The 19790-nt window shown below is 69.4% G+C and carries 19 protein-coding genes; 9 read left to right on the forward strand and 10 right to left on the reverse strand.

The features are described 5' to 3' along the window. Positions 1–31: 31 nt before the first annotated feature. The 4 genes from ACWF94_RS05035 to ACWF94_RS05050 all read left to right on the forward strand — a co-directional run bounded on the left by ACWF94_RS05035 (position 32) and on the right by ACWF94_RS05050 (position 2034). Entirely contained in the window at positions 32–205 is a 174-nt protein-coding gene (locus ACWF94_RS05035; RefSeq protein WP_453484781.1) for a hypothetical protein, read from the forward strand. A 188-nt stretch (positions 206–393) separates the two neighbouring features. Next, positions 394–906, forward strand: coding sequence for a BlaI/MecI/CopY family transcriptional regulator (locus tag ACWF94_RS05040; protein WP_453484782.1), 513 nt, complete (start codon positions 394–396; stop codon positions 904–906). Between the two features lie 10 nt (positions 907–916). Then, positions 917–1438 (forward strand): amino-acid N-acetyltransferase, encoded by a 522-nt coding sequence (locus ACWF94_RS05045; protein ID WP_453484784.1) that lies wholly within the window; start codon positions 917–919, stop codon positions 1436–1438. A gap of 260 nt (positions 1439–1698) precedes the next feature. Next, positions 1699–2034 (forward strand): Lsr2 family protein, encoded by a 336-nt coding sequence (locus ACWF94_RS05050; protein WP_323372048.1) that lies wholly within the window; start codon positions 1699–1701, stop codon positions 2032–2034. Between the two features lie 24 nt (positions 2035–2058). Here ACWF94_RS05050 and ACWF94_RS05055 read toward each other — a convergent pair whose 3' ends face one another. Beyond that, a complete protein-coding gene (locus ACWF94_RS05055; RefSeq protein ID WP_453484785.1) occupies positions 2059–2751 on the reverse strand; it encodes an SCO3374 family protein in 693 nt (230 codons plus the stop codon). Between the two features lie 432 nt (positions 2752–3183). Between ACWF94_RS05055 and ACWF94_RS05060 the strand changes: the two genes are divergently transcribed. Beyond that, on the forward strand, positions 3184–5712 hold the full coding sequence (locus ACWF94_RS05060; RefSeq protein ID WP_453484787.1) for an ATP-dependent Clp protease ATP-binding subunit: 2529 nt from the start codon (positions 3184–3186) through the stop codon (positions 5710–5712). A gap of 96 nt (positions 5713–5808) precedes the next feature. Here the strand turns inward: ACWF94_RS05060 and ACWF94_RS05065 are convergent, their stop codons facing one another. The 4 genes from ACWF94_RS05065 to ACWF94_RS05080 form a co-directional block, all read right to left on the reverse strand. Next, positions 5809–8811 (reverse strand): NACHT domain-containing protein, encoded by a 3003-nt coding sequence (locus ACWF94_RS05065; RefSeq protein WP_453484788.1) that lies wholly within the window; start codon positions 8809–8811, stop codon positions 5809–5811. After that, positions 8808–9284, reverse strand: coding sequence for a trypco2 family protein (locus ACWF94_RS05070; protein ID WP_453484790.1), 477 nt, complete (start codon positions 9282–9284; stop codon positions 8808–8810). The genes ACWF94_RS05065 and ACWF94_RS05070 overlap by 4 nt, the downstream gene beginning before the upstream one ends. A 41-nt stretch (positions 9285–9325) precedes the next feature. Further along, positions 9326–10951 (reverse strand): D-alanyl-D-alanine carboxypeptidase/D-alanyl-D-alanine endopeptidase, encoded by a 1626-nt coding sequence (dacB, locus tag ACWF94_RS05075; RefSeq protein WP_453484792.1) that lies wholly within the window; start codon positions 10949–10951, stop codon positions 9326–9328. 168 nt (positions 10952–11119) lie between these two features. Then, entirely contained in the window at positions 11120–14380 is a 3261-nt protein-coding gene (locus ACWF94_RS05080; protein WP_453484794.1) for an NACHT domain-containing protein, read from the reverse strand. A 479-nt stretch (positions 14381–14859) separates the two neighbouring features. Here ACWF94_RS05080 and ACWF94_RS05085 point away from each other — a divergent pair, with 479 nt between their 5' ends. The 3 genes from ACWF94_RS05085 to ACWF94_RS05095 all read left to right on the forward strand — a co-directional run bounded on the left by ACWF94_RS05085 (position 14860) and on the right by ACWF94_RS05095 (position 16770). Further along, positions 14860–15606 (forward strand): M23 family metallopeptidase, encoded by a 747-nt coding sequence (locus ACWF94_RS05085; protein ID WP_453484796.1) that lies wholly within the window; start codon positions 14860–14862, stop codon positions 15604–15606. A 239-nt stretch (positions 15607–15845) separates the two neighbouring features. Continuing rightward, complete coding sequence (locus ACWF94_RS05090; protein WP_453484828.1) at positions 15846–16280, forward strand: helix-turn-helix transcriptional regulator; 435 nt, start codon at positions 15846–15848, stop codon at positions 16278–16280. Positions 16281–16338: 58 nt separating this feature from the next. After that, positions 16339–16770 (forward strand): VOC family protein, encoded by a 432-nt coding sequence (locus ACWF94_RS05095; protein WP_453484798.1) that lies wholly within the window; start codon positions 16339–16341, stop codon positions 16768–16770. A gap of 59 nt (positions 16771–16829) precedes the next feature. Here the strand turns inward: ACWF94_RS05095 and ACWF94_RS05100 are convergent, their stop codons facing one another. Together ACWF94_RS05100 and ACWF94_RS05105 are read right to left on the reverse strand one after the other, a co-directional pair. Beyond that, positions 16830–17033, reverse strand: a complete 204-nt coding sequence (locus ACWF94_RS05100; RefSeq protein ID WP_453484800.1) for a hypothetical protein — start codon at positions 17031–17033, stop codon at positions 16830–16832. Next, positions 17030–17368: a hypothetical protein gene (locus ACWF94_RS05105; protein ID WP_453484802.1), complete on the reverse strand. Its 339-nt coding sequence runs from the start codon at positions 17366–17368 to the stop codon at positions 17030–17032. The genes ACWF94_RS05100 and ACWF94_RS05105 overlap by 4 nt, the downstream gene beginning before the upstream one ends. A 174-nt stretch (positions 17369–17542) precedes the next feature. Here ACWF94_RS05105 and ACWF94_RS05110 point away from each other — a divergent pair, with 174 nt between their 5' ends. Beyond that, entirely contained in the window at positions 17543–17812 is a 270-nt protein-coding gene (locus ACWF94_RS05110) for a GntR family transcriptional regulator (protein WP_453484803.1), read from the forward strand. Between the two features lie 63 nt (positions 17813–17875). On the opposite strand, the gene ACWF94_RS05115 is transcribed toward ACWF94_RS05110, so the two are convergent. The 3 genes from ACWF94_RS05115 to ACWF94_RS05125 all read right to left on the reverse strand — a co-directional run bounded on the left by ACWF94_RS05115 (position 17876) and on the right by ACWF94_RS05125 (position 19714). Beyond that, positions 17876–19057 (reverse strand): methyltransferase domain-containing protein, encoded by a 1182-nt coding sequence (locus ACWF94_RS05115; protein ID WP_453484804.1) that lies wholly within the window; start codon positions 19055–19057, stop codon positions 17876–17878. Positions 19058–19070: 13 nt separating this feature from the next. Further along, positions 19071–19193, reverse strand: coding sequence for a hypothetical protein (locus tag ACWF94_RS05120; protein WP_453484806.1), 123 nt, complete (start codon positions 19191–19193; stop codon positions 19071–19073). Between the two features lie 257 nt (positions 19194–19450). Continuing rightward, on the reverse strand, positions 19451–19714 hold the full coding sequence (locus ACWF94_RS05125; protein WP_453484808.1) for a hypothetical protein: 264 nt from the start codon (positions 19712–19714) through the stop codon (positions 19451–19453). Positions 19715–19790 lie beyond the last annotated feature (76 nt).

A 19790-nucleotide genomic window follows, 5' to 3' on the forward strand; every position in this document is an offset into this window, starting at 1 on the left:
CCGCAGGGCGGCCCTTGGCTACCCTGGGCCCATGGACTACGTATCCGCCCTCGTGCCGCCCGTCGTGATGGCGGCCTTCTTCATCGCCCTGATCGTGACGATCGTCAAGAGTCAGGGCGGCCCGAACAAGGCCAAGGAGGACGCGATCGTGGACGCCGCGATCGCCCGCGCGGAAGCGGCCCGCCAGCCGGGCAGGGACGACTGACAACCCGCACCACCGGCCCGCGCGCAAGGGCCTCACAGGGCATCGCGAGGACATCGCAGAGCCTCGCGACGACACCGCAGGACACCGCAGAACATCGCAAGGACGTACGGAAGATCTCTCGGTCACCGTACGTCCTTTTTGTTACGTCATTACCCATGAATTAGGACTTCTCCCACTATGGTGAGAATGTGCCCCGTCAATTGGGAGATCTGGAAGACGCCGTCATGACCCGGGTCTGGCAATGGAACCGCCCGGTCACGGTCCGGGAAGTCCTGGAAGACCTTCAGCAGGAACGCTCCATCGCCTACACGACCGTCATGACCGTCATGGACAATCTCCATCAGAAGGGCTGGGTCCGCAGGGAAGTCGAGGGGCGGGCCTACCGATATACGGCGGTCTCCACACGGGCCGCGTACTCGGCCGCACTGATGAACGAGGCATGGTCGCACAGCGACAACCCCGCCGCCGCGCTGGTCGCCTTCTTCGGCATGATGTCGCCCGAGCAGCGTGAGTCCCTCCAGGCGGCCGTGCGGCTCGTCCAGGACGACTCCGTTCAGGTTCCGGACGAGCCCGCTCAGGAAACCGCTCAGGAAGCCGTACAGGAACCCCCTCAGGAAGAGGCGGCTACGGGCGGGACCGATCGGAACGGGGCGGCGGGCGACGAGCGGCCCGCCGACGACGGGGCGCACCCCGAGCGATAGCGTCAGGCGTATGCCTTATGCCGCAGCAAATGCCATCACTGTCAGACGGGCCAGGACCGGGGATGTGTCCGCGGTCCGCCGACTCGTCGATCCGTACGTGAGTGAAGGCATCCTGCTCGACAAAGCGACGGTCACGCTTTACGAAGCCATCCAGGAGTTCTGGGTGGCCGAACGGGACGAGGACGGTACGGTTGTCGGCTGCGGTGCGCTGCACGTCATGTGGGAAGACCTCGCGGAAGTGCGCACACTCGCCGTCGACCCCCACTTCAAGGGCTCCGGGATCGGCCACCAGGTGCTCGACAAACTGTTGCACACAGCACGCTGGCTGGGGGTCCGCCGGGTTTTCTGCCTCACCTTCGAAGTCGACTTCTTCGTGAAGCACGGCTTCGTCGAGATCGGTGAGACGCCGGTCGACGGAGATGTCTACACCGAGCTGCTGCGTTCCTATGACGAGGGTGTCGCCGAGTTCCTCGGGCTCGAACGAGTGAAGCCGAACACCTTGGGCAACAGCCGGATGCTTCTGCACCTGTGATCACCCGTAGAGGCAGGACCGGAGCAGGACTAGAGACAGGACTAGAGGCACCGCTAGAGGCAGGACTAGAGGCACGGCCAGAGGTACGTAGGGCCATGACCACAGACGCCGCTGGACCCCGAACCGGGGCCGGAGCCCTATGTCCGAATCGCGCATGTTTCCCGTGTTCTTGAGGTTCTGAACCTCTGCCAAGGGTTTGTGTTTTTCAAGGAAAAGCGGTTTCCTTTCCGCGTACTGCATTTTCGATGAAAGGAAATCCGGTGGCACAGAAGGTTCAGGTCCTTCTTGTCGATGACCTCGACGGCGGCGAGGCGGACGAGACGGTGACGTTCGCGCTGGACGGCAAGACCTACGAGATCGACCTCACCACTGCCAATGCGGACAAGCTCCGCGGACTGCTGGAGCCGTACGCCAAGAGTGGCCGGCGGACCGGCGGCCGGGCGGCTTCCGGGCGGGGCAAGGGGCGCGCGGCGGCAGGCGGCAACAAGGACACCGCGGAAATCCGTGCGTGGGCCAAGGCGAACGGATACGAGGTCAACGACCGCGGCCGAGTCCCGGCCACGGTCCGTGAGGCGTACGAGAAGGCCAACGGCTGAGCTGCGGACTCTTAATCGGCCGAGCTATTCACACGCTGCGTATTGGTACGGGTTCGCACCTGCACTCGTACGCGCATTCGTACGCAGCAAACGGGCCCGGTGGCACTCCGTCGCCACGGTGTCCAGGAGTCGTACGAGATCGGGGCCGCTGACCCGGCCCGCTCCCGCGCCGCGCCCGAACGGCGCCAGGGCGGGGAGCGTCGGCTCCACCTCGCGCCCCGGCACGGGGGGCCGCAGCCAGACGGCGGCCTCCCGCGAGCCGGCCTCCCCGGTCCGGCCGGGGGGCGGCGGGGCGGTGATCCGCCCGCCCGCGCCGATGGCGGTCAGATCGAGGGCGATCCCGCCCCACTCCAGCCAGTCGAGCAGCCCCGGCAGCTCATCGGCGCTCCCCGCGGCCACCAGCAGCCGCATCCGCCGTCCCGCCAGGGCCACGGGTCCGGTCAGGTCAGGACGCCGCAGTACGGCGGCCCCGGCGTCGGCGGGCAGCTCCAGCACATCGAAGCGCAGCCCGGTGAGCAGCCGTACCGGCGGGCCGTCGGCGACCGCCCAGCCGAGCGCGTTCTCGTACCAGTGGGCCCACTGATACGCATGCGCTCCCCGAGCCCCGGGCGCCCGCTGGGCACACCGCGCTCGCGGGGTCGGCTGTGCCGCCGTGCGCGGGACGGCGTCCGTGACGTCATCGGCGGGCGAACGGGGAATCGGGACGGTGACGGCCATACCCCCGGGAACTCCCCGGCACCCGTGAGGGTTACGCAGAGTGGACGGGCGATCGCACGGGGTGTCCTATTCGGGGGTGTTCGGGCGCATTCAAGGGCGCAAGGTTGTTCGCCCGTAGCGGAGGGAACCCACGCACGCCGCATGGACTGTCAGTAGTTACGGGTAAGACATCCCTAGTGGGGAGGGGCGACACGCTCGCGGAAGGGCTCAGCGTTCGCCATCGGCGTAGTGATGGTGAGGGTAACTGCCTGGCCTGCGGGAACATCGTCTCGCACCATCGGGTTGGAGCAGTTGTCGGCGTTCAGCGGTCAGGAGGCCACAGACGGGTGTCGGCAGTTGGAATGAGCGGTCCCCGCTTGCGGGACTAAGCTGCGGAAGGACAGGGAGGGGACCGACCCCTTACTGCCTGACCGCTCTGAGGAGCGATTAACGATGTTCGAGAGGTTCACCGACCGCGCGCGGCGGGTTGTCGTCCTGGCTCAGGAAGAAGCCCGGATGCTCAACCACAACTACATCGGCACCGAGCACATCCTCCTGGGCCTTATCCATGAGGGTGAGGGTGTCGCCGCTAAGGCCCTGGAGAGCCTCGGGATTTCGCTCGAGGCGGTCCGCCAGCAGGTGGAGGAGATCATCGGCCAGGGCCAGCAGGCCCCGTCCGGGCACATCCCCTTCACCCCCCGTGCCAAGAAGGTCCTGGAGCTGTCGCTCCGCGAGGCTCTTCAGCTGGGCCACAATTACATCGGCACGGAGCACATCCTGCTCGGCCTGATCCGCGAGGGCGAGGGCGTCGCCGCCCAGGTCCTCGTGAAGCTGGGCGCCGACCTGAACCGGGTGCGGCAGCAGGTCATCCAGCTGCTCTCCGGATATTCGGGAGGCAAGGAGGCCGCCACCGCGGGCGGCCCCGCCGAGGGCACGCCCTCGACCTCGCTCGTCCTGGACCAGTTCGGCCGCAATCTCACCCAGGCCGCCCGTGAGTCCAAGCTCGACCCGGTCATCGGGCGCGAGAAGGAGATCGAGCGGGTCATGCAGGTGCTGTCCCGCCGCACCAAGAACAACCCCGTGCTCATCGGCGAGCCCGGCGTCGGCAAGACGGCGGTCGTCGAGGGCCTGGCCCAGGCCATCGTCAAGGGCGAGGTGCCCGAGACCCTCAAGGACAAGCACCTCTACACCCTGGACCTCGGCGCCCTGGTCGCCGGCTCCCGCTACCGCGGTGACTTCGAGGAGCGCCTGAAGAAGGTTCTCAAGGAGATCCGCACCCGAGGCGACATCATCCTGTTCATCGACGAGCTGCACACGCTCGTCGGCGCGGGTGCAGCCGAGGGCGCGATCGACGCGGCCAGCATCCTCAAGCCGATGCTCGCCCGGGGTGAGCTGCAGACCATCGGCGCCACCACGCTGGACGAGTACCGCAAGCACCTGGAGAAGGACGCGGCCCTGGAGCGCCGCTTCCAGCCGATCCAGGTCGCGGAGCCCTCGCTGCCGCACACCATCGAGATCCTCAAGGGCCTGCGCGACCGCTACGAGGCCCACCACCGCGTCTCCATCACGGACGAGGCCCTCGTCCAGGCCGCGACCCTGGCCGACCGGTACATCTCGGACCGCTTCCTGCCGGACAAGGCGATCGACCTGATCGACGAAGCCGGCTCCCGGATGCGTATCCGCCGGATGACCGCGCCGCCGGACCTGCGCGAGTTCGACGAGAAGATCGCGGGCGTGCGCCGCGACAAGGAGTCGGCGATCGACTCCCAGGACTTCGAGAAGGCGGCCTCCCTCCGCGACAAGGAGAAGCAGCTGCTCGCCGCGAAGGCCAAGCGCGAGAAGGAATGGAAGGCGGGCGACATGGATGTCGTCGCCGAGGTCGACGGCGAGCTGATCGCCGAAGTCCTCGCCACGGCGACCGGCATTCCCGTCTTCAAGCTGACCGAGGAGGAGTCCTCCCGGCTGCTGCGTATGGAAGACGAGCTGCACAAGCGCGTCATCGGCCAGAAGGACGCCATCAAGGCGCTCTCCCAGGCCATTCGCCGTACGCGAGCGGGTCTGAAGGACCCGAAGCGCCCCGGTGGCTCGTTCATCTTCGCCGGTCCGTCCGGTGTCGGTAAGACCGAGCTGTCCAAGACGCTCGCCGAATTCCTCTTCGGTGACGAGGACGCCCTGATCTCCCTCGACATGTCGGAGTTCAGCGAGAAGCACACGGTTTCCCGGCTCTTCGGTTCGCCCCCCGGATACGTGGGATACGAAGAGGGTGGCCAGCTCACCGAGAAGGTGCGCCGGAAGCCGTTCTCCGTCGTCCTCTTCGACGAGGTCGAGAAGGCCCACCCCGATATCTTCAATTCCCTTCTCCAGATCCTGGAGGACGGTCGGCTGACCGACTCCCAGGGCCGGGTCGTGGACTTCAAGAACACGGTCATCATCATGACGACCAACCTCGGGACCCGGGACATCTCCAAGGGATTCAACCTGGGCTTCGCCGCACAGGGCGACGTCAAGTCGAACTACGAGCGGATGAAGACCAAGGTCAACGAAGAGCTGAAGCAGCACTTCCGGCCCGAGTTCCTCAACCGCGTGGACGACACGGTCGTCTTCCACCAGCTCACCGAGGAAGACATCATCCAGATTGTCGACCTCATGGTCGCCAAGGTGGACGAGCGCCTCAAGGACCGTGACATGGGCCTGGAGCTGAGCCCCTCCGCCAAGGCGCTCCTCGCGAAGAAGGGCTACGACCCGGTCCTGGGCGCCCGGCCGCTGCGCCGGACGATCCAGCGGGAGATCGAGGACATCCTCTCCGAGAAGATCCTCTTCGGTGAGCTGCGCCCCGGTCACATCGTGGTCGTGGACAGCGAGGGCGAGGGCGAGGAGAAGAAGTTCACCTTCCGCGGCGAGGAGAAGTCGGCACTGCCCGACGTCCCGCCGATCGAGCAGGCGGCCGGCGGCGCCGGACCGAACCTCTCGAAGGAGGCGTAGGCCCCCGAGGCTCGACAGAGCCGACAGGGCACGCAGGACAAGGGGCTGCCCCGGACTCGTACGGAGACGTACGGGTCCGGGGCAGCGTCGTGTCCGCTAGCGGTCCTGGGCCTCGAAGCGGAGGCGGTCGCCGAAGGCCGCCCGGCCGGTGAAGTGCTCGGGAGATGCGTCGTGAACGATGATGGTCAGCCCGGACACCGAGTGGAGCGAGGACAGATCGATGGGGCGGTCCATTTGCCCCGGCGGCCAGCCGATGCTCAGCATCCTCAGCCTGGGGATACGGGCGAGGACCTCCAGATCGGCCGTGGAGAGCGGCCTGCCGATCACGAGAAGGTCCTCCAGGCGCTCCAGCTCGGCGAGCGGATCGAGGCCCCTCAGCGCCGGACAATCGTAGATCGTCAGCGAGGTGAGCCGCGCACCGCAGGAGCGCAGCACGGAGAGGTCGGTGAGGCTGTGGTTGCTCCCGATCGCGATCGCGCGGAATGTGCCCTTGGCCAGACAAGGCGCGAGGTCCTCCGAGACGAAGTCTCCGGCGAAGTCGACATGGCGGGCATGCGGCAGCAGGGGCAGACAGGCCAGCTGCTCCCGGGTGATGACGAGCAGGGAATTGCCGCAGAGATCGGCATGGGCGAGGACCTCCCGGGCGTACTCCGCCACCGGATGCTTCAGCCAGTTCCGGCCGAGCCGGAAGCCCAGACGGTTGTCCGCATCCGAGATCCGCGCCAGTCGCCGGGCGTAGGGGATGGCCGCGGCTCCGCCGATCATGCCGACCAGCTCCGCCAACTGTTCCAGGGTGTTGAGCTCCAGATCCGCCGGCTCCGGCAGCAGCGGCAGCAGATAGGGGCCCAGCCGGGCCAGTTGCTCGCGCTCGCCGCGCGTGGTGCCGGGCAGCAGGCTGTCTTTGACCGCCGCCTCCACCCGGCCGTGGGTGGCGGAGTCGAGCCAGGCCGCGTGCTGGGCGCACAGCGCCGCCAGCACATACAGGGGCGTACGGCGGCGTCCGCCCCGGCTGCCCAGCGATGCCCCGGTGTCCAGCAGGCCGTGGACCAGCAGGGGGAGTTCACGCCGTGAGCAGTGGCCCGCCGCCAGCAGCAGGATGTCGTGCCACTGCTCATCGGGGCAGTGCCGCAGCAGCTCGTGCAGATGGTCGCCCTCGATGAACTCCTTGGCCGCGAGGTAGTCCTGAAAGGTGCGATGGGTGAACTGGAAGACATCGTCGGCCCGCTCCTGAAGGAGACCGCTCCGGTTGAGGAGGTGGACGAGGATCTCCTCGGGGGAGCCCTGCTCCCGGACCCGGGGCATCCCGGACAGGGCCCGGGTGAGCTGGCGTAGCGCCTGTTCGCGGCTGAACTCGCTCTGACCGCCCCGGGCCAGCCAGACCGCGATCCGCTGGAGCAGTTGCTGGGTCTCCTCGACGCTCAGGGTGATGCCGTCGGGTGCGTCGACCCGGCGGCGGCGGTCGCGCTCCCCGAGCAGCATCTCCAGCGCCGAGCGGTAGAGCGCCCAACGGGTCTCGGGCAGGAAGCCCTGCCGCAGCCGGTGCAGGGCGCAGATCACCGCGCACAGCAGCGGGGTGCGGGCGAGGTCCCGGAGAGAGGCGTTCTGGGTGAACTGCTGGGTCAGATCGCGTTCCAGTTCGCGCAGGGTGTCCTGGTCGCCGCCGTCCAGCCGGGCCGCCGTGTGCCAGGCGGCGGTGAACGCCCGGATGTCCCCGTCGCGCATGGGGAGCAGACTCAGCTCCTCGAAGTCCTCGGAGTCGAGCCAGTCGGGGGTGACGGCGAGGGGCCGTACGGTCACCAGGCACCGCGTCCGGGGGAAGCGGGCGAGCAGGCCGGACAGCCAGCGGTGCGCCTCCTCCCGGTCGTCGTGCGGCACCTCGTCGAGGCCGTCGACCAGCAGCAGCGCCCGCCCCGACTCCAGCACCCGGCCCGCCCAGCCGGCCGGCGCCTCGTCCACCACCAGCCGCGATACGGCCGGGAGCCGGGCCGGAGCGGGAAAGCCCGCGCCCTGGGCGCGCAGACTCCGCAGCGGGACGACGAAGGGGACCTTGCCGTTGAGCGCGGAGAGCCGTTCATCAAGGGTGCCGGCGGCGGCATGGGCGGCCAGCCACCACACCAGAGTGGTCTTCCCGGCACCGGCGTCACCGCGCAGCAGGACCCGGCGGCGGGAGGCGAGCAGATCCTCGATACGCCTCGGGGCGGTCTCGGTGTACGCGGGGGAGTCGTCGGAGGAGTCGTCGTGGGACTTGCGCGGCCGGGCCTCCAGGCTCAGATACGCGGTGTCGAGATCCCACTCCGAGTCCCGTCGGCTCAGTTCGTCAAGACCGAAGATCCTGGTCTTGCGGTACATGGCGCCGAGCGCTTCCGCGTACTCCTCCTCGTACCAGGCGTCGTCGGGGGCGGACCGGGTGAGGCGCTCCAGCAGGGGCGACCGGTCGTGCTGCCCCGGCTGTCCACCGAACCACTCCCGCAGCACGGGCTGGGAGGCCACCTGCTCGATCGGTACGCACTCCGCCCTGAGGTGGTTCCGGCCGCGGGGAATCTCCCTGACGATGCCCAGCAGCGTCTCGCCCGCGTACACGGGCGCTCCGGAGAGCCCGGCCAGCGGTGAGGTGCCGTCGGTGCGTTCGGCGGCGGGGGGCCGGTCGAACTCGTAGACCATCGTCCGGCGCATCAGACCCGCGAGCGGCAGTACGGTCCCGGTGTACTGGTCGGCTTCGAGCTTGCGGCCGTCGTACCGCTGGATCTCCGGGAAGCCGGTGATCACACAGTCGCGGAGCGGGCGGTCCGTCGCCACCCGGCTCATCCGGACGAGCGGCCCCGCGTTCCTCGGCCGGGCCAGGAGGAGCGTCGAGCCCGGAAACAGTCCCTCGGGGCACTCCAGTAGAGCGGCGTCGAGCCGGGCGTCCGACCAGACGACCCGGCAGTGCACCTGTCTCGCGAGCCCCGGCACCGCGACCTGCGGACTCTGGGCCGAGCCGACCACATGGGCACAGGTCAGCACCATGGTGGGGCTGAGGACCGCACCGCTGCCCTGGAGGGAGCCGATGACCGCCACGGCCCCGCCACGGCGCAGGGGCACGGCGGAGATTCGGCTCACCGAGGTTCCGGGCGCGGTACGTGACGGGGGCCCGGGCGCCGTCCCGGGTGTGGTTCGTGACGCGGCCCCGGAACGGGCTCGGCGTGCGGCACCGCAGGCGACTCCGCACGCGACCCGGTGTCGCCGAAGGCGTCCGCGCCGAACCCGCTCGTATCCCCCGCGTCCTCGTTGCCGACCAGCCAGCCGCCGCCCGTGCGCGGGTCCACCGGCTTGAGGGTGAACGCCACCCGGTGCGTACGGCCGGTGCTGCGTTTGGCGTCGGCGCCGGCCTCCAGTACCCAGGCTTTCACCTTGGCGCCCAGGCCCTCCTCCTTCCGCAGCTCGATCGTGAACTCCATCTCGATGTCGCCCACTTCGAAGAGCAGGGGGCGGCCGGGAGCCCGGGTCGCGGCCTCGATGAGCTGTTCGCGGACGGACTCGATGGCGTCGGCGAGTTCGATGTCGGGGCCGGGAGAGGGGTTGGCGTCGCTCATGGCCCGGACCGTACCGACGTACCGTCCGGGCCGTGAGGCGTTCAGCAGAACTGCGGCTTCCGCCAGGAACATTCGAGGTCGGCGGGGATATCCGTGGTGCGGGTGCGCTGTGGTGTGACGGGTGTGATCTCACCGGCCGTGGTGTCCGAACGCGCCAGGGTCACCACGATCGCGTCCTCGACGCTCTTCACCGACGACGCCAGATACTGGTTGAGGACGATGCTGAAGACGAGTTCCCGGCCGGTGGCGTCCTTGACGTATCCCGTCAGAGCCGACGCGCCCGTCAGGGAACCGGTCTTCGCACGGGCGTTGAGTGCGGCGGGGGTGTCGCACATCCGGGTGCGCAGGGTGCCGCCGACCGCGCGGTCCTTGGCGCAGGCGACCGGGAGGGAGGCGTGCCAGTCCGCGTACCAGGGGGCGTCCCGCACCGACAGCATCAGCGTCGCGAGCTGCTCGGCCGGGAAGAGGTTCATCCGGGACAGGCCCGAGCCGTCGACCTGCCGCAGCGTGCTCGTGGTGACGCCCTCCTTCCGCAGTTGCGCGTCGATGGCCGCGAGCCCCGCGCTCCAGGTGCCGCGCCCGGACGCCTCGTACCCCATCTCCTTGGTCAGCGTCTCGGCGTGCATGTTGTTCGACAGCTTCATGAACGGCAGGATCAGCTCCCGCAGTGGCATGGAGCGGTGCGTGGCGAGTTGGCGCGCGGTGGCGGGGGTGGCGCGGCCCAGCCTCGGGGTGCCGCCCGTGATCTCCACGCCGTGGCGGGCGAGCGCGTCGGAGAAGACGGCGGCGGCGTAGCCGGTGGGCTCCCAGACGGTCACCCACTCCTTGGTCGCGCTCGCGCCGAGGGGGATGGCGCCGCTGACGGAGATCGTGTTGCCGCCGTGCCGCCGTTCGACGGAGAGCGTGTCGGTCCCGCCGGCGGCGACGGTGGTTCCGGTGTTGTCGATCCGTACGTACCCGGTCGCCGGAGTCACCGTCACCTTGGGCCGCTCGCCCGCCTTCGCGCCGGGGCGGGCCTCGACGACGACCGTGCCGGAGTCGTAGTCCGTGTCGGGAGCAACGGTCAGCGGTGAGATCTGGGCCGAGTAGTACGACGACTCGTCATCGGCCGCCCAGGCGCGGCCCAGCCGGTGGGTGTCGAACCGGGTGTCGTCGGCGATCAGCCGGCCGGTGACCTTTCTGACCCCGGTCGCTGCGACATCGGCGGCCAGCTTGTCGTAGTCCTTCGGGAGGGTGGTGGGGTCGCCGCCGCCGCGCAGATAGAGGTCGCCCTTCAGCGTGGCGCCGTCGCGGGCGGCGGGGGAGAGCACATCGGTGGTGAAGCGGTGGTCGGGGCCGAGGAGGGCCATCGCGGCGGCGGAGGTGACGAGCTTGGTGTTGGACGCGGGCGCTAACCGGTCGCCGCCGTCCCGCTGATAGAGCCGTTCACCGGTGGTGGCGTCCGCGATCACCACACTCACCGCACCGCCGTCCAGCCGGGGGTCGGTGAGGATCGTGTCCACGGCCTTCTTGAGCCCGGTGGCGGACGATCCGGCTCCGGCGGGGGCGCTCCAGGTGAGGGCGGCGGCGGTGACCAGGGCGGTGAGGGTGAGGGCGAGGGGGGTGAAGGTGAGGGGGGTGAGCGCGCGGGAGGTGAGCGCGCGGGGGCGCGTCGAGGGGGTGGCCATGTCTGGAGGATCCTGGACGGAACGCCGGGGGAGAAGGGGGCGCGTCGGTCAGTCGGGTGAACCTGGGCGGAGCCCCGGGGAGAAGCTGATCCTGGGCGGAGTCCCGGGGAGAAGGGGAGAAGCTGATCCTGGGCGGAGCCCCGGGGGAGTCAGGAGGGGGCGCGTCGGTCAGTCGGGTGATCCTGTGGTGAGGCGGCCCTCGAAGTGCTCACCGCCGGTCAGCCGGAGCACGGTCCGCGCCAGGTGCCGTACATCGACCGTCAGCTCGGGCAGATCCTTCAGCGGCCTGAGGTCCAGGTGGTACTCCCCGGCCCCGCCGAAGCCGAGCGACAGCCGCCGCAGGGACGGGAAGACGCGGGCGAGCACGGCCATGTCGAGGTCCCTGCGGACACTGTCCAGCACGAGTTCCGTGACGTTGGGCAGCGGGTACGCCCTGTCCAGTTCGTGCGTGCCCAGCTCGGCGACGCTCAGTCGGCGCACGGACGGCATGTGCCGGGCGGCGACGACGAGGGAGGGGAAGCGGCCGGCCAGGATGTCGAGCGCCTCGACGCTGTCCCACCGGACGAGGTCCTCGTACTGGATACGGGCGGCGCTGCCCCCCAGTTGCAGAGTGTGCACCCGGGGACGCGGTCCGCGCAGCGCGAGCAGCCGGGAACCCAGGCTCAGCCACTCCAGCGCCCGGCCGGACAACTCCTCGAACGAGGTCACCCCGGGACAGCCCCGCAGCGTCAGCCGGCTGATCGAGGGGCGGTTCGCGACGAACCCGAGGGTGGTGACCTTCGCGTTGTTGTGCAGAGACAACCCGGTGAGCCCGGTGGACGGCAGCAGGGCGTCGAGTTCGCCGGATGTGTGGTCGTCGTGCAGGGCCAGTGAGGTGACCTGCGGCAACCGGTGCAGCTGCCGGAGCTGCGCGGCGGTGTGGAGCCGTACGGTGAAATCGTTCAGCCACGACCGGGACAGCACCTCCTCGGCGTATCTCTCCACCGGGAACGTCCGCCACAGCGCGACGAGCGCCCTGCGTACGGCGATGTTGGCGCTGTCCCCGAACTCCACCAGCCGGTCGATGCCCGACTCGTCGCCGACCTGCGCGATCGTCTCGATGACGGACAGATCGGCGAACTCCTCGCCCGACGGGCCGGGCAGCAGCGGCAGTACATACGGGCCCAGGGTGGCCACCTGGTGGATCGCGTCGGCGTCCGTCGCCGGGAGGAGGTCCCTGATCCGCCGTTCCAGCTTGGCCCGTACGTCCTCGTCGACATAGACGGAGGACCCGGCGCACTGCCCGGCCAGCAGATGCAGGGTGTCGTACTCCGGGCCAACGACATCGGCCCGTTCGATGAGCCGGGCGATCAGGGTGCTCACCTGGCCCCGGTTGAAGTGCCCGACCGAGAGCCGGACGACGTCCTGCCACTGCTCGTCGTCCGCGTTCTTCACGAGTTCGTCCACACTGTCGGTCTCGGCGAACTCCTTGGCCGCCAGATAGTCCTGGAACGTCCGGTGGATGAACTGCACGGTGTGCTCGCCGCGCTGCTGGAGCAGTCCGCTGCGGTTGAGCAGATGGGTGAGGATCCGCGCGGGGCTTCCCTGCGCGCGGATCTGGGGCATGCCCCGTACGGCCTTCTCGATCTGGGTGATGGCCTGCTCGGGGGTGAGCTGGGTCTGACCGCCGCGCACCAGCCATACGGCGATGTGCTGGAGCAGCAGTTTGTGCTCCTCCGTGCTGATGGTCAGGCCGTCGGGCGCGTCGATACCGCGCTGGGTGTCCCGCTTGCCGAGCAGCATGTCGAGCGTGGCGCGGTACAGCTCCCAGCGGGTGTCCGGCAGTCTGCTCACCCGCTTGCGGTGCAGCGCGCAGATGACGGCACAGAGCAGCGGTGTACGGGCGAGGTCGCGCAGGACGCGGTTGCGGGTGAACTCCTGGCTCAGCTTGTGCTCCAGGAAGCGCAGCCGCTGCGCTTCTGCCTCGTTGCGTACGGGGTCGGCGAGCGCCGCGAACTCCAGCCGGGCCGCCCGGTGCCAGGCGGTGACGAACGCGCCGATGTCGTCGTCGTTCATCGGCAGCAGCAGCAGTTCGGTGAAACCCTCCGTGGCCAGCCAGTCCGACTCCACCGCGCCGGGCCGCACGGTGGCGAGAGCGCGGCTGTTGCCGTGGCCGCGCAGCAGGCTCGTCAGCCAGGCGCGGGCCTTGGGCCGGTCGGCCTGGGGCAGTTCGTCCAGACCGTCGACCAGGATGAGGGCGCGGCCGGACTCCAGGACGCGTTCGGCCCAGCCGTCGGGCGCGTGGCCGACGGGCAGTTCGGCGATCCGCGCCAGCTCGTCGGGGCCGGGGAAGCCGCGCCCTCTGCTCCGCAGGCCGCGCAGGGGGACGACGAACGGGATCAGCCCGTTCAGCTCGTCAAGACCGGTGGGGAGGGTGCCGCACGCCGCGTGCGCGGCCAGCCACCACACCAGGGTCGTCTTGCCCGCGCCCGCCTCGCCGCGCAGCAGGATGCGTCGGCTGCGGCCGAGTAGATCCTCGACCCGCCGTGGCGGAGAGTCCACGCCGCTGCCGCTGCCGCCGACGCTGCCGCCGTAGTCACTGCCGCCGTAGTCACTGCGGTCGTCGGCGTCCGGACCGGTGGCCTGAAGGCTCACATACGCCGTGTCCAGGTCCCAGCTCGCCTCGCTGACCCCCAGCTCGTCGATGCCGAAGATCTCCGTCTTGCGGTACTGGGCCTTGAGCGCGCTCGCGTACCGCTGCTCGTACGCGCCGTCCTGCGGATGCATACCGGAGAGCGGCTCCAGCGGCGGCAGGATCTCCCGGCCGCCGTCCCGGCCGAGCAGCGTGGCGCGCAGGGGCAGTTCGAGCGCTTCCACCGACACGGCTTCCAGATGCTGGTGGCCGTCCGTTTCCCGCACGTTCGACACGATGCCCAGCAGGACGGGCCCCGCGAAGACCGGGGAGCCCGAGAGCCCGGCGAGGGGTGACCGGTTGCCCGGCCCCACGCCGCCGGGGGAGTGGTCCAGATGGAAGGTGAGCACTCCGCGGATACGGCCCGCGACCGGCAGCACCGTGCCGGTGTACTGGCCGAAGTCGAGCCGGCTCCCGTCGTACCGCTGGTGGCCGGAGAACCCCAGGGTCTGGCAGCCGGGCAGTGCGTCGTCCCTGCTCAGCCTGGCCCAGCGGAGGCGGCCGAGCGGGGCGGCCACATCGGAGTGGGCCCGCAGCAGGGCGGCGTCCGTCCGGCTGGTGTCGCCCGCCCAGAGCACCTCACACGGCACGATCCGTCCCGTCTCCGGGTGGACGATCTGGGTCACGCGCCCCTGCGCCACGATATGTGCGCAGGTCAGGACGTATCTCGGGCTGAGAAGCACCCCGGTGCCCTGGCGTCGGCCCTGCACCACGACCACCCTTGCCGCAGGACTGCTCTCCCTGGCCGGTACCCCCATGTGTCAGCCCCTCCGCTGTCCCTCGCCGGCCCCCTCGCCGGCCCCTCGTCAGCCCTGAGGTTAGTGGTGCGGGCCACATCGCGGGGCCCGGCCTGGTGACAAGGCACACAGGCCCGAACAGCCCTACTAGTCGTTGTAGGAGCACTGTTCGGGTCCCTGGGCCACCCTGGGGAAATGTCCGGGTCGGGACCTTGGTCCCGGCGGCGCCGAAGGGTGATCGATCAGGGTCGGGTGCCGGATCCCCCAGGGGGGCACATGCGGTTAAACCCCATTCTCGACCAAGATTTACTTTACTTTCCGGCGAAACATCTGATCATGGCCAGAAGCTGTCAAGAGGCTCATTTCTGGCGGTTCTGCTACGACGTAATGTCGTAGATGGGGTGTTTGAGGCGAACTGGGGGCTTCGGCTACCAAGGGGTGGCACCACGCCCCGGCGCTGTCCCCGCGCCGGGTTCCCTTTTTGCCCGGAGGACCCCCGTATGCAGCGCGCCGCTTCCCGCCGCCCCCGCCCGTCCGCTCTCCGTACCCGCTCCGCCGTCCTGGCCGCCGGCCTCGGGGTGTCGACGGCGCTGGGCACGGGTGTCGCCTTCGCCGCCGAGAGCGGGACGGCGACCGCCACGCCCGTCGCCACCAGCACCGCGAGCGTCATAGCCGCCCAGGCCGAGGCACAGTCCGCCGCTGCGGCCAAGGCCAAGGCCAAGGCCAAGGCCACGGCCGCGAAGGCCGCCGCCGCGAAGAAGGCCGCCGCGAAGAAGGCCGCTGTCAAGAAGGCCGCCAAGGCCAAGCCGGTCGTCGCCAAGAAGGCTTCGGCCTGGTCCAAGCCGGTCAGCCAGTACGTCCTGAGCGCCACCTACGGCACGGGCGGCAACATGTGGGCCAGCAAGCACTCCGGCCAGGACTTCGCCGTCCCGACCGGCACCACGGTCAAGTCCGTCGGCCCCGGCACGGTCGTGAAGGCCGGACCGAACGGTGCCGGTGACGGCCCCGCGTACGGCAACGCCGTCGTCGTCAAGCACGACGGCAACACCTACTCGCAGTACGCCCACCTCTCCCAGGTGAATGTGAAGATCGGCCAGCAGGTCAAGGGCGGCCAGAAGATCGCCCTGTCCGGCAACACCGGAAACTCCAGCGGCCCCCACCTGCACTTCGAGATCCGGACGACCCCGAACTACGGCAGCGCGGTGAACCCGGTCCTCCACCTGCGCTCCGAGGGCATCACCATCTGAGAGTCGTGACCGCCAGTGATGGCTGGTGACCGCCGTGACGGCCGGTGTGGCCCCTGCCCGGTGACTCCTGCCGGTGGGGGCCGCTGCCGGTGGGCCCTCCGGCAGGAGCCCGCAGGTCACTGGCCGGTGGCCGTCGGCGCGGGCGATTGTCAGTGGGGCGTGTCAGCATCGTGGATGTGCACCCGTTGACCAGTGCGCACTTCGCCCGGCTGCGGCAGCTGCGCCGGGCCAAGGACGCCATGGACCGCGACTGGGCCGAGCCGCTCGACCTGGACGCGGTCGCCGCGCACGCCGGATACTCGCGCTTCCACTTCGTCCGCGCGTTCAAGGCGGCGTACGGGCGGACGCCCGGCCAGTATCTGTCCCACCGCCGTATCGAGCGCGCCGAGGAGATGCTCCGTACGGCCGATCTCTCCGTGACCGAGATCTGCACCCTCGTCGGCTTCAGCAGCCTCGGCACCTTCTCGACCCGCTTCAAGAAGCAGACCGGGCTGACCCCGAGCGAGTACCGCGCCCGGCACGTCAAACAGGGGGCGGCGCTGATACCGGGGTGCTATGCGCTGCTGTGGGCGGGCGGCTTCCCCGGGGGGCTCCCGGGCAGCTCCCCGCCTGCGGGAGCAGACGCCGGTTCGAGCGACAGCGCCCGGCCGAGCAATTCTGAAGAAGCCCGCTGACCGGGTCGCTGCCTACGGTGGCAGGACATCGACCACCCCTCGTCACCGGGAGCACATCATGATCAAGGGCCTTGGCATCTCCACCGTCTGGACGCTCGACCAGGAGCGCACCAAGACGTTCTTCACGGACAAGCTCGGCTTCGAGGTCCGCAGCGACCTCTCCATGGGCGACATGCGCTGGATCACCGTCGGCGCCAAGGACCAGCCCGAGGTCGAGCTGGCCCTCATGAGCCCCGACAACACCACCGACCCCGAATCCGCCCAGGCCCTCAAGACCCTCATCAGCAAGGGCGTCCTCGGCGCGGGCGCGTTCCGCACCGACGACTGCCGAGGGGACTACGAGAGCTTCACGTCGAAGGGCGTCGAGTTCGTGCAGGAGCCGCAGGAGCGCCCGTACGGCATCGAGGCGATCTTCCGCGACGACAACGGCAACTGGTACTCCCTGACCGAGCGCAACGCCGAGCTGGACTTCACCAAGTCCTGGGCCTGACCATGGCCCGCCGAAAGCGCCCCTGCCTGAGCGGGGGCGCTTTCGCTGTCTGCGCGGGGCTATGTGTCCGGTTCCAGCTCTCCCGGGTCGGGGGCGGGGGTGAGGGTCTGTGCGTGTGTGGGGCAGGCGTAGAGGGTTACGGGGGGTCCGCTGGCGCGTTCGATGTGGCGTACGGGGAGGGGTGCGAGGGTCCAGCGGTGGCAGATGCAGCAGGTCGCGCCGGACTCGGCAGGGAGTTCGCTGGTGAGTGCGTCGCGGGTCATGCGGGTACCCCGACCCGTGCCACGTTCGCGCCGTCGAAGGGGAACGGGACGTCGTAGCCCAGGGTCGCCGCGACTGCGGACACGCAGCGCTGCCGCTGTCGGTCGGTGGCTTCCTTGGCGAGCAGCCATGGTCCGATGCGGTGTCCCCACGGTGTGGGGATGCTCCGGGCGAGGACGTGTGCGGGGACGGGGGTGCGTGCGGTGCAGATGACCAGGGGCGCGGGAGCCCGGTGCTGGGCGAGGTACTCGGCGGTGTGCCGTCCGGGCCTGGTACGCCGCGTCAACGGAAGAACAGTCAGCACCCATACGAGGGCCCGAACGATACGATCACACATACGTCGGTCAGCTCCTTTGCAAGCTGTCTTGGCGAGCCCCGATGGACCGGTCCTACGCGGTCTGTCGGGGCGCTTTCCTGTTTGACGGTAGGCCAACCGGTATAGCCCTGTCTAGGTACGTTCAACCCTGACTAGGCAGCGCGGTGCCGTGGCGTGTTGTCTACGCTTCGGCGCATGGCAGCGCGTGAGATTGACCCGAGGGCGCCGGAGCCCCCGTATCGGCAGATTGCCGCCGACCTGGCCGGAGAGATCGAGCGGGGCGAACTGCCCCCGGGCCACCCCGTCCCCTCGGAGAAGGAACTGGTCGAGCGGTACGGCGTGGCCCGGAACACGGTCCGGTCGGCCCTCGCGGTGCTCCGGGAAAGCGGACTCGTCTATACCGTGCCGAGCCGGGGAACGTACGTCATGGCACAGTCCGCCGAGGTCGACCAAGGGGACGAGTAGCCCCGCCCATCTGCCACAGGGGCAGCAGACAGACGGGGCCGACCGGGACGCGCGGGGCCTCGCTCAGACCTCCCAGGAGTCCGCCGGATCGTCCAGCCAGGCGCGCTGGCCGTCGACCGAGACCCTGAGCCCGAATCGTTCAAGTCCCGGCTTGCGGTTGTGCTCCCACCACGCGTAGGCCGATTCGATCTCCTCCCACAGTCGCCGCGAGCCGGACTGCCACACCGACGCCGTGCCGCTGTCGTCGCGGAATGCCACGCATGCCCAGGACCGGTCGGTGAGTCCGTAGAACCACACGGGCCGTGTTCCGTCGCGCTTGTCGGCGACGACGTGCACGCAATCCCGTACGCGGAGTCCGATGGCGAACCGCTGGGGGCTGAATCTGTCTTCCCCCAGCAGCGCGCTTTCGGTGAGCGATGTCGATGACTTATCGCGGTCGGTGGCTTCGTCGACGACGTAGTCGGCGTGCACGACGGACGAAAGGCGTTGGGCTCGCGCTTTCATGAACTCCAAAGGGCCGGTGAACGGTCCGGTGGCGCTCTCTCCGTCGCGTGCGACCACCAGCCGGGCGGCGGCGTCTACATTGCCGTAGTGGGTCCCCCAAGGAGCCACAATGATCCCGCCCGGCCGGCTCTGTTCAACCCACGCGAACGGAATGGACCGGAATCCGCAGGTGGCAATGATCCGGTCGTACGGCCCTCCTTCCGGGTAGCCCTTGAGTCCGTCGCGGTTGATGACCTGAACGGGAAGCCCGAAGCAGTTCAGCGTTGTCCGGGCTTCCGCCGCGACAACGGCGTCCACTTCCACCGTGACAACGTTCTCGGTCCGCAGCCGGTGCGCCAGCAGGGCCGCGTTCCATCCGGTACCCGTGCCGATTTCGAGGACCCGGTGCCCGGCCCGTACGTCCAGATCGCTGAGCATCCGGAAGACGACGGACGGCATGGAGGCCGACGATGTCGACACCTCACCCGGCTCGGTACCGGTGTGTTTGCCGTCGTCCCACTGCGTGACAACGGGAACGTCCGAGTCCGTGTATCCGTACCAGCGTTCCGGATCTGCCGAGCGGGAAACGGGAACGCTCTGCCCCGTCTCCATGTCGAAAGGCCAGATGTGATCCGGCAGGAATGAGGCACGGGGGACAGCGGCGAACGAGGGTGCCCAGTCCGAGGAAAGCGCACCCCCGGACATGAGGACGCGCCCCAGCTCCGCATGGCTGGGGCGCTCCTGGTGTGCGTTGGCGGTCACGTTGGTGACTACCTCACGACTTCGGCGGGTTGGGAACGCCGGGGCCGCCGTCCGGGGTCGGCGGGGGCGGCGGGGGTGCGGGCTCGCCGGGCAGTCCGTCTCCGCCACTGGCACTGGCGGCAATGATGCTGATCACTGAATTTCCTTTCCTGGTGCTTCCTTTGGACCCGTCCGGCTGCCGACCGCCAGGTCAGCCACCGAACGGGATGGGACCGCCCCTGCCGGGTTTCCGAATCGGTACGGGGGAGGCCCGTTTCGGTTGCGTCCGGCAGGGACGGGGTTCGGATTGGCCCGTCCGGCCATGGTTCTTCCACGCCCGGCCGGGCCCTTGCGCCGCCCCGCATGATGAACCCGCGATACGAAAGTGGCCGGGTATTCAGGAGGCGGACGATTTCAGTACCAGCTTCCGCTGCTGCGGGCGTTCACCTCGGTGAGAGCGGGCCGGAGTTGGTCCGCGACGGTCGCCGGGCGAACGTTCTTCCGCGAGGCGGTCCATTCGATGCCGCCACGAGGAGGGCGGAGGGAGTAGGGGCCATCTCCCGCGTCCGTGCCCGTGTCCATGAGCACCCCAAGGGTTCCCGCGCTGGTGTCGTACACCAGGTCACCGACGCGGAGTTGGTGGGTCTGGCGTTTCGTGGCTACGTTCTTCCCGGACATGGCCGCTCCTCTCCGTAGTGCTTCCACTACCGGGGGGCATCAGAGTGGCCTGGAGTGGGTATCTGTTCAACGTGGA

Source organism: Streptomyces sp. NPDC055078 (assembly GCF_053607985.1).

Excerpts from the sequence above, each read along its gene's own strand:
- ACWF94_RS05090 (WP_453484828.1), top strand. The coding sequence starts at position 15,846 with ATGGACCGCGACTGGGCCGAGCCGCTCGACCTGGACGCGGTCGCCGCG.
- ACWF94_RS05125 (WP_453484808.1), bottom strand. The coding sequence starts at position 19,714 with ATGTCCGGGAAGAACGTAGCCACGAAACGCCAGACCCACCAACTCCGC.
- ACWF94_RS05110 (WP_453484803.1), top strand. The coding sequence starts at position 17,543 with ATGGCAGCGCGTGAGATTGACCCGAGGGCGCCGGAGCCCCCGTATCGG.
- ACWF94_RS05070 (WP_453484790.1), bottom strand. The coding sequence starts at position 9,284 with ATGAGCGACGCCAACCCCTCTCCCGGCCCCGACATCGAACTCGCCGAC.
- dacB (WP_453484792.1), bottom strand. The coding sequence starts at position 10,951 with ATGGCCACCCCCTCGACGCGCCCCCGCGCGCTCACCTCCCGCGCGCTC.
- ACWF94_RS05035 (WP_453484781.1), top strand. The coding sequence starts at position 32 with ATGGACTACGTATCCGCCCTCGTGCCGCCCGTCGTGATGGCGGCCTTC.
- ACWF94_RS05095 (WP_453484798.1), top strand. The coding sequence starts at position 16,339 with ATGATCAAGGGCCTTGGCATCTCCACCGTCTGGACGCTCGACCAGGAG.
- ACWF94_RS05055 (WP_453484785.1), bottom strand. The coding sequence starts at position 2,751 with ATGGCCGTCACCGTCCCGATTCCCCGTTCGCCCGCCGATGACGTCACG.
- ACWF94_RS05080 (WP_453484794.1), bottom strand. The coding sequence starts at position 14,380 with ATGGGGGTACCGGCCAGGGAGAGCAGTCCTGCGGCAAGGGTGGTCGTG.
- ACWF94_RS05060 (WP_453484787.1), top strand. The coding sequence starts at position 3,184 with ATGTTCGAGAGGTTCACCGACCGCGCGCGGCGGGTTGTCGTCCTGGCT.
- ACWF94_RS05045 (WP_453484784.1), top strand. The coding sequence starts at position 917 with ATGCCTTATGCCGCAGCAAATGCCATCACTGTCAGACGGGCCAGGACC.
- ACWF94_RS05100 (WP_453484800.1), bottom strand. The coding sequence starts at position 17,033 with ATGACCCGCGACGCACTCACCAGCGAACTCCCTGCCGAGTCCGGCGCG.
- ACWF94_RS05085 (WP_453484796.1), top strand. The coding sequence starts at position 14,860 with ATGCAGCGCGCCGCTTCCCGCCGCCCCCGCCCGTCCGCTCTCCGTACC.
- ACWF94_RS05105 (WP_453484802.1), bottom strand. The coding sequence starts at position 17,368 with ATGTGTGATCGTATCGTTCGGGCCCTCGTATGGGTGCTGACTGTTCTT.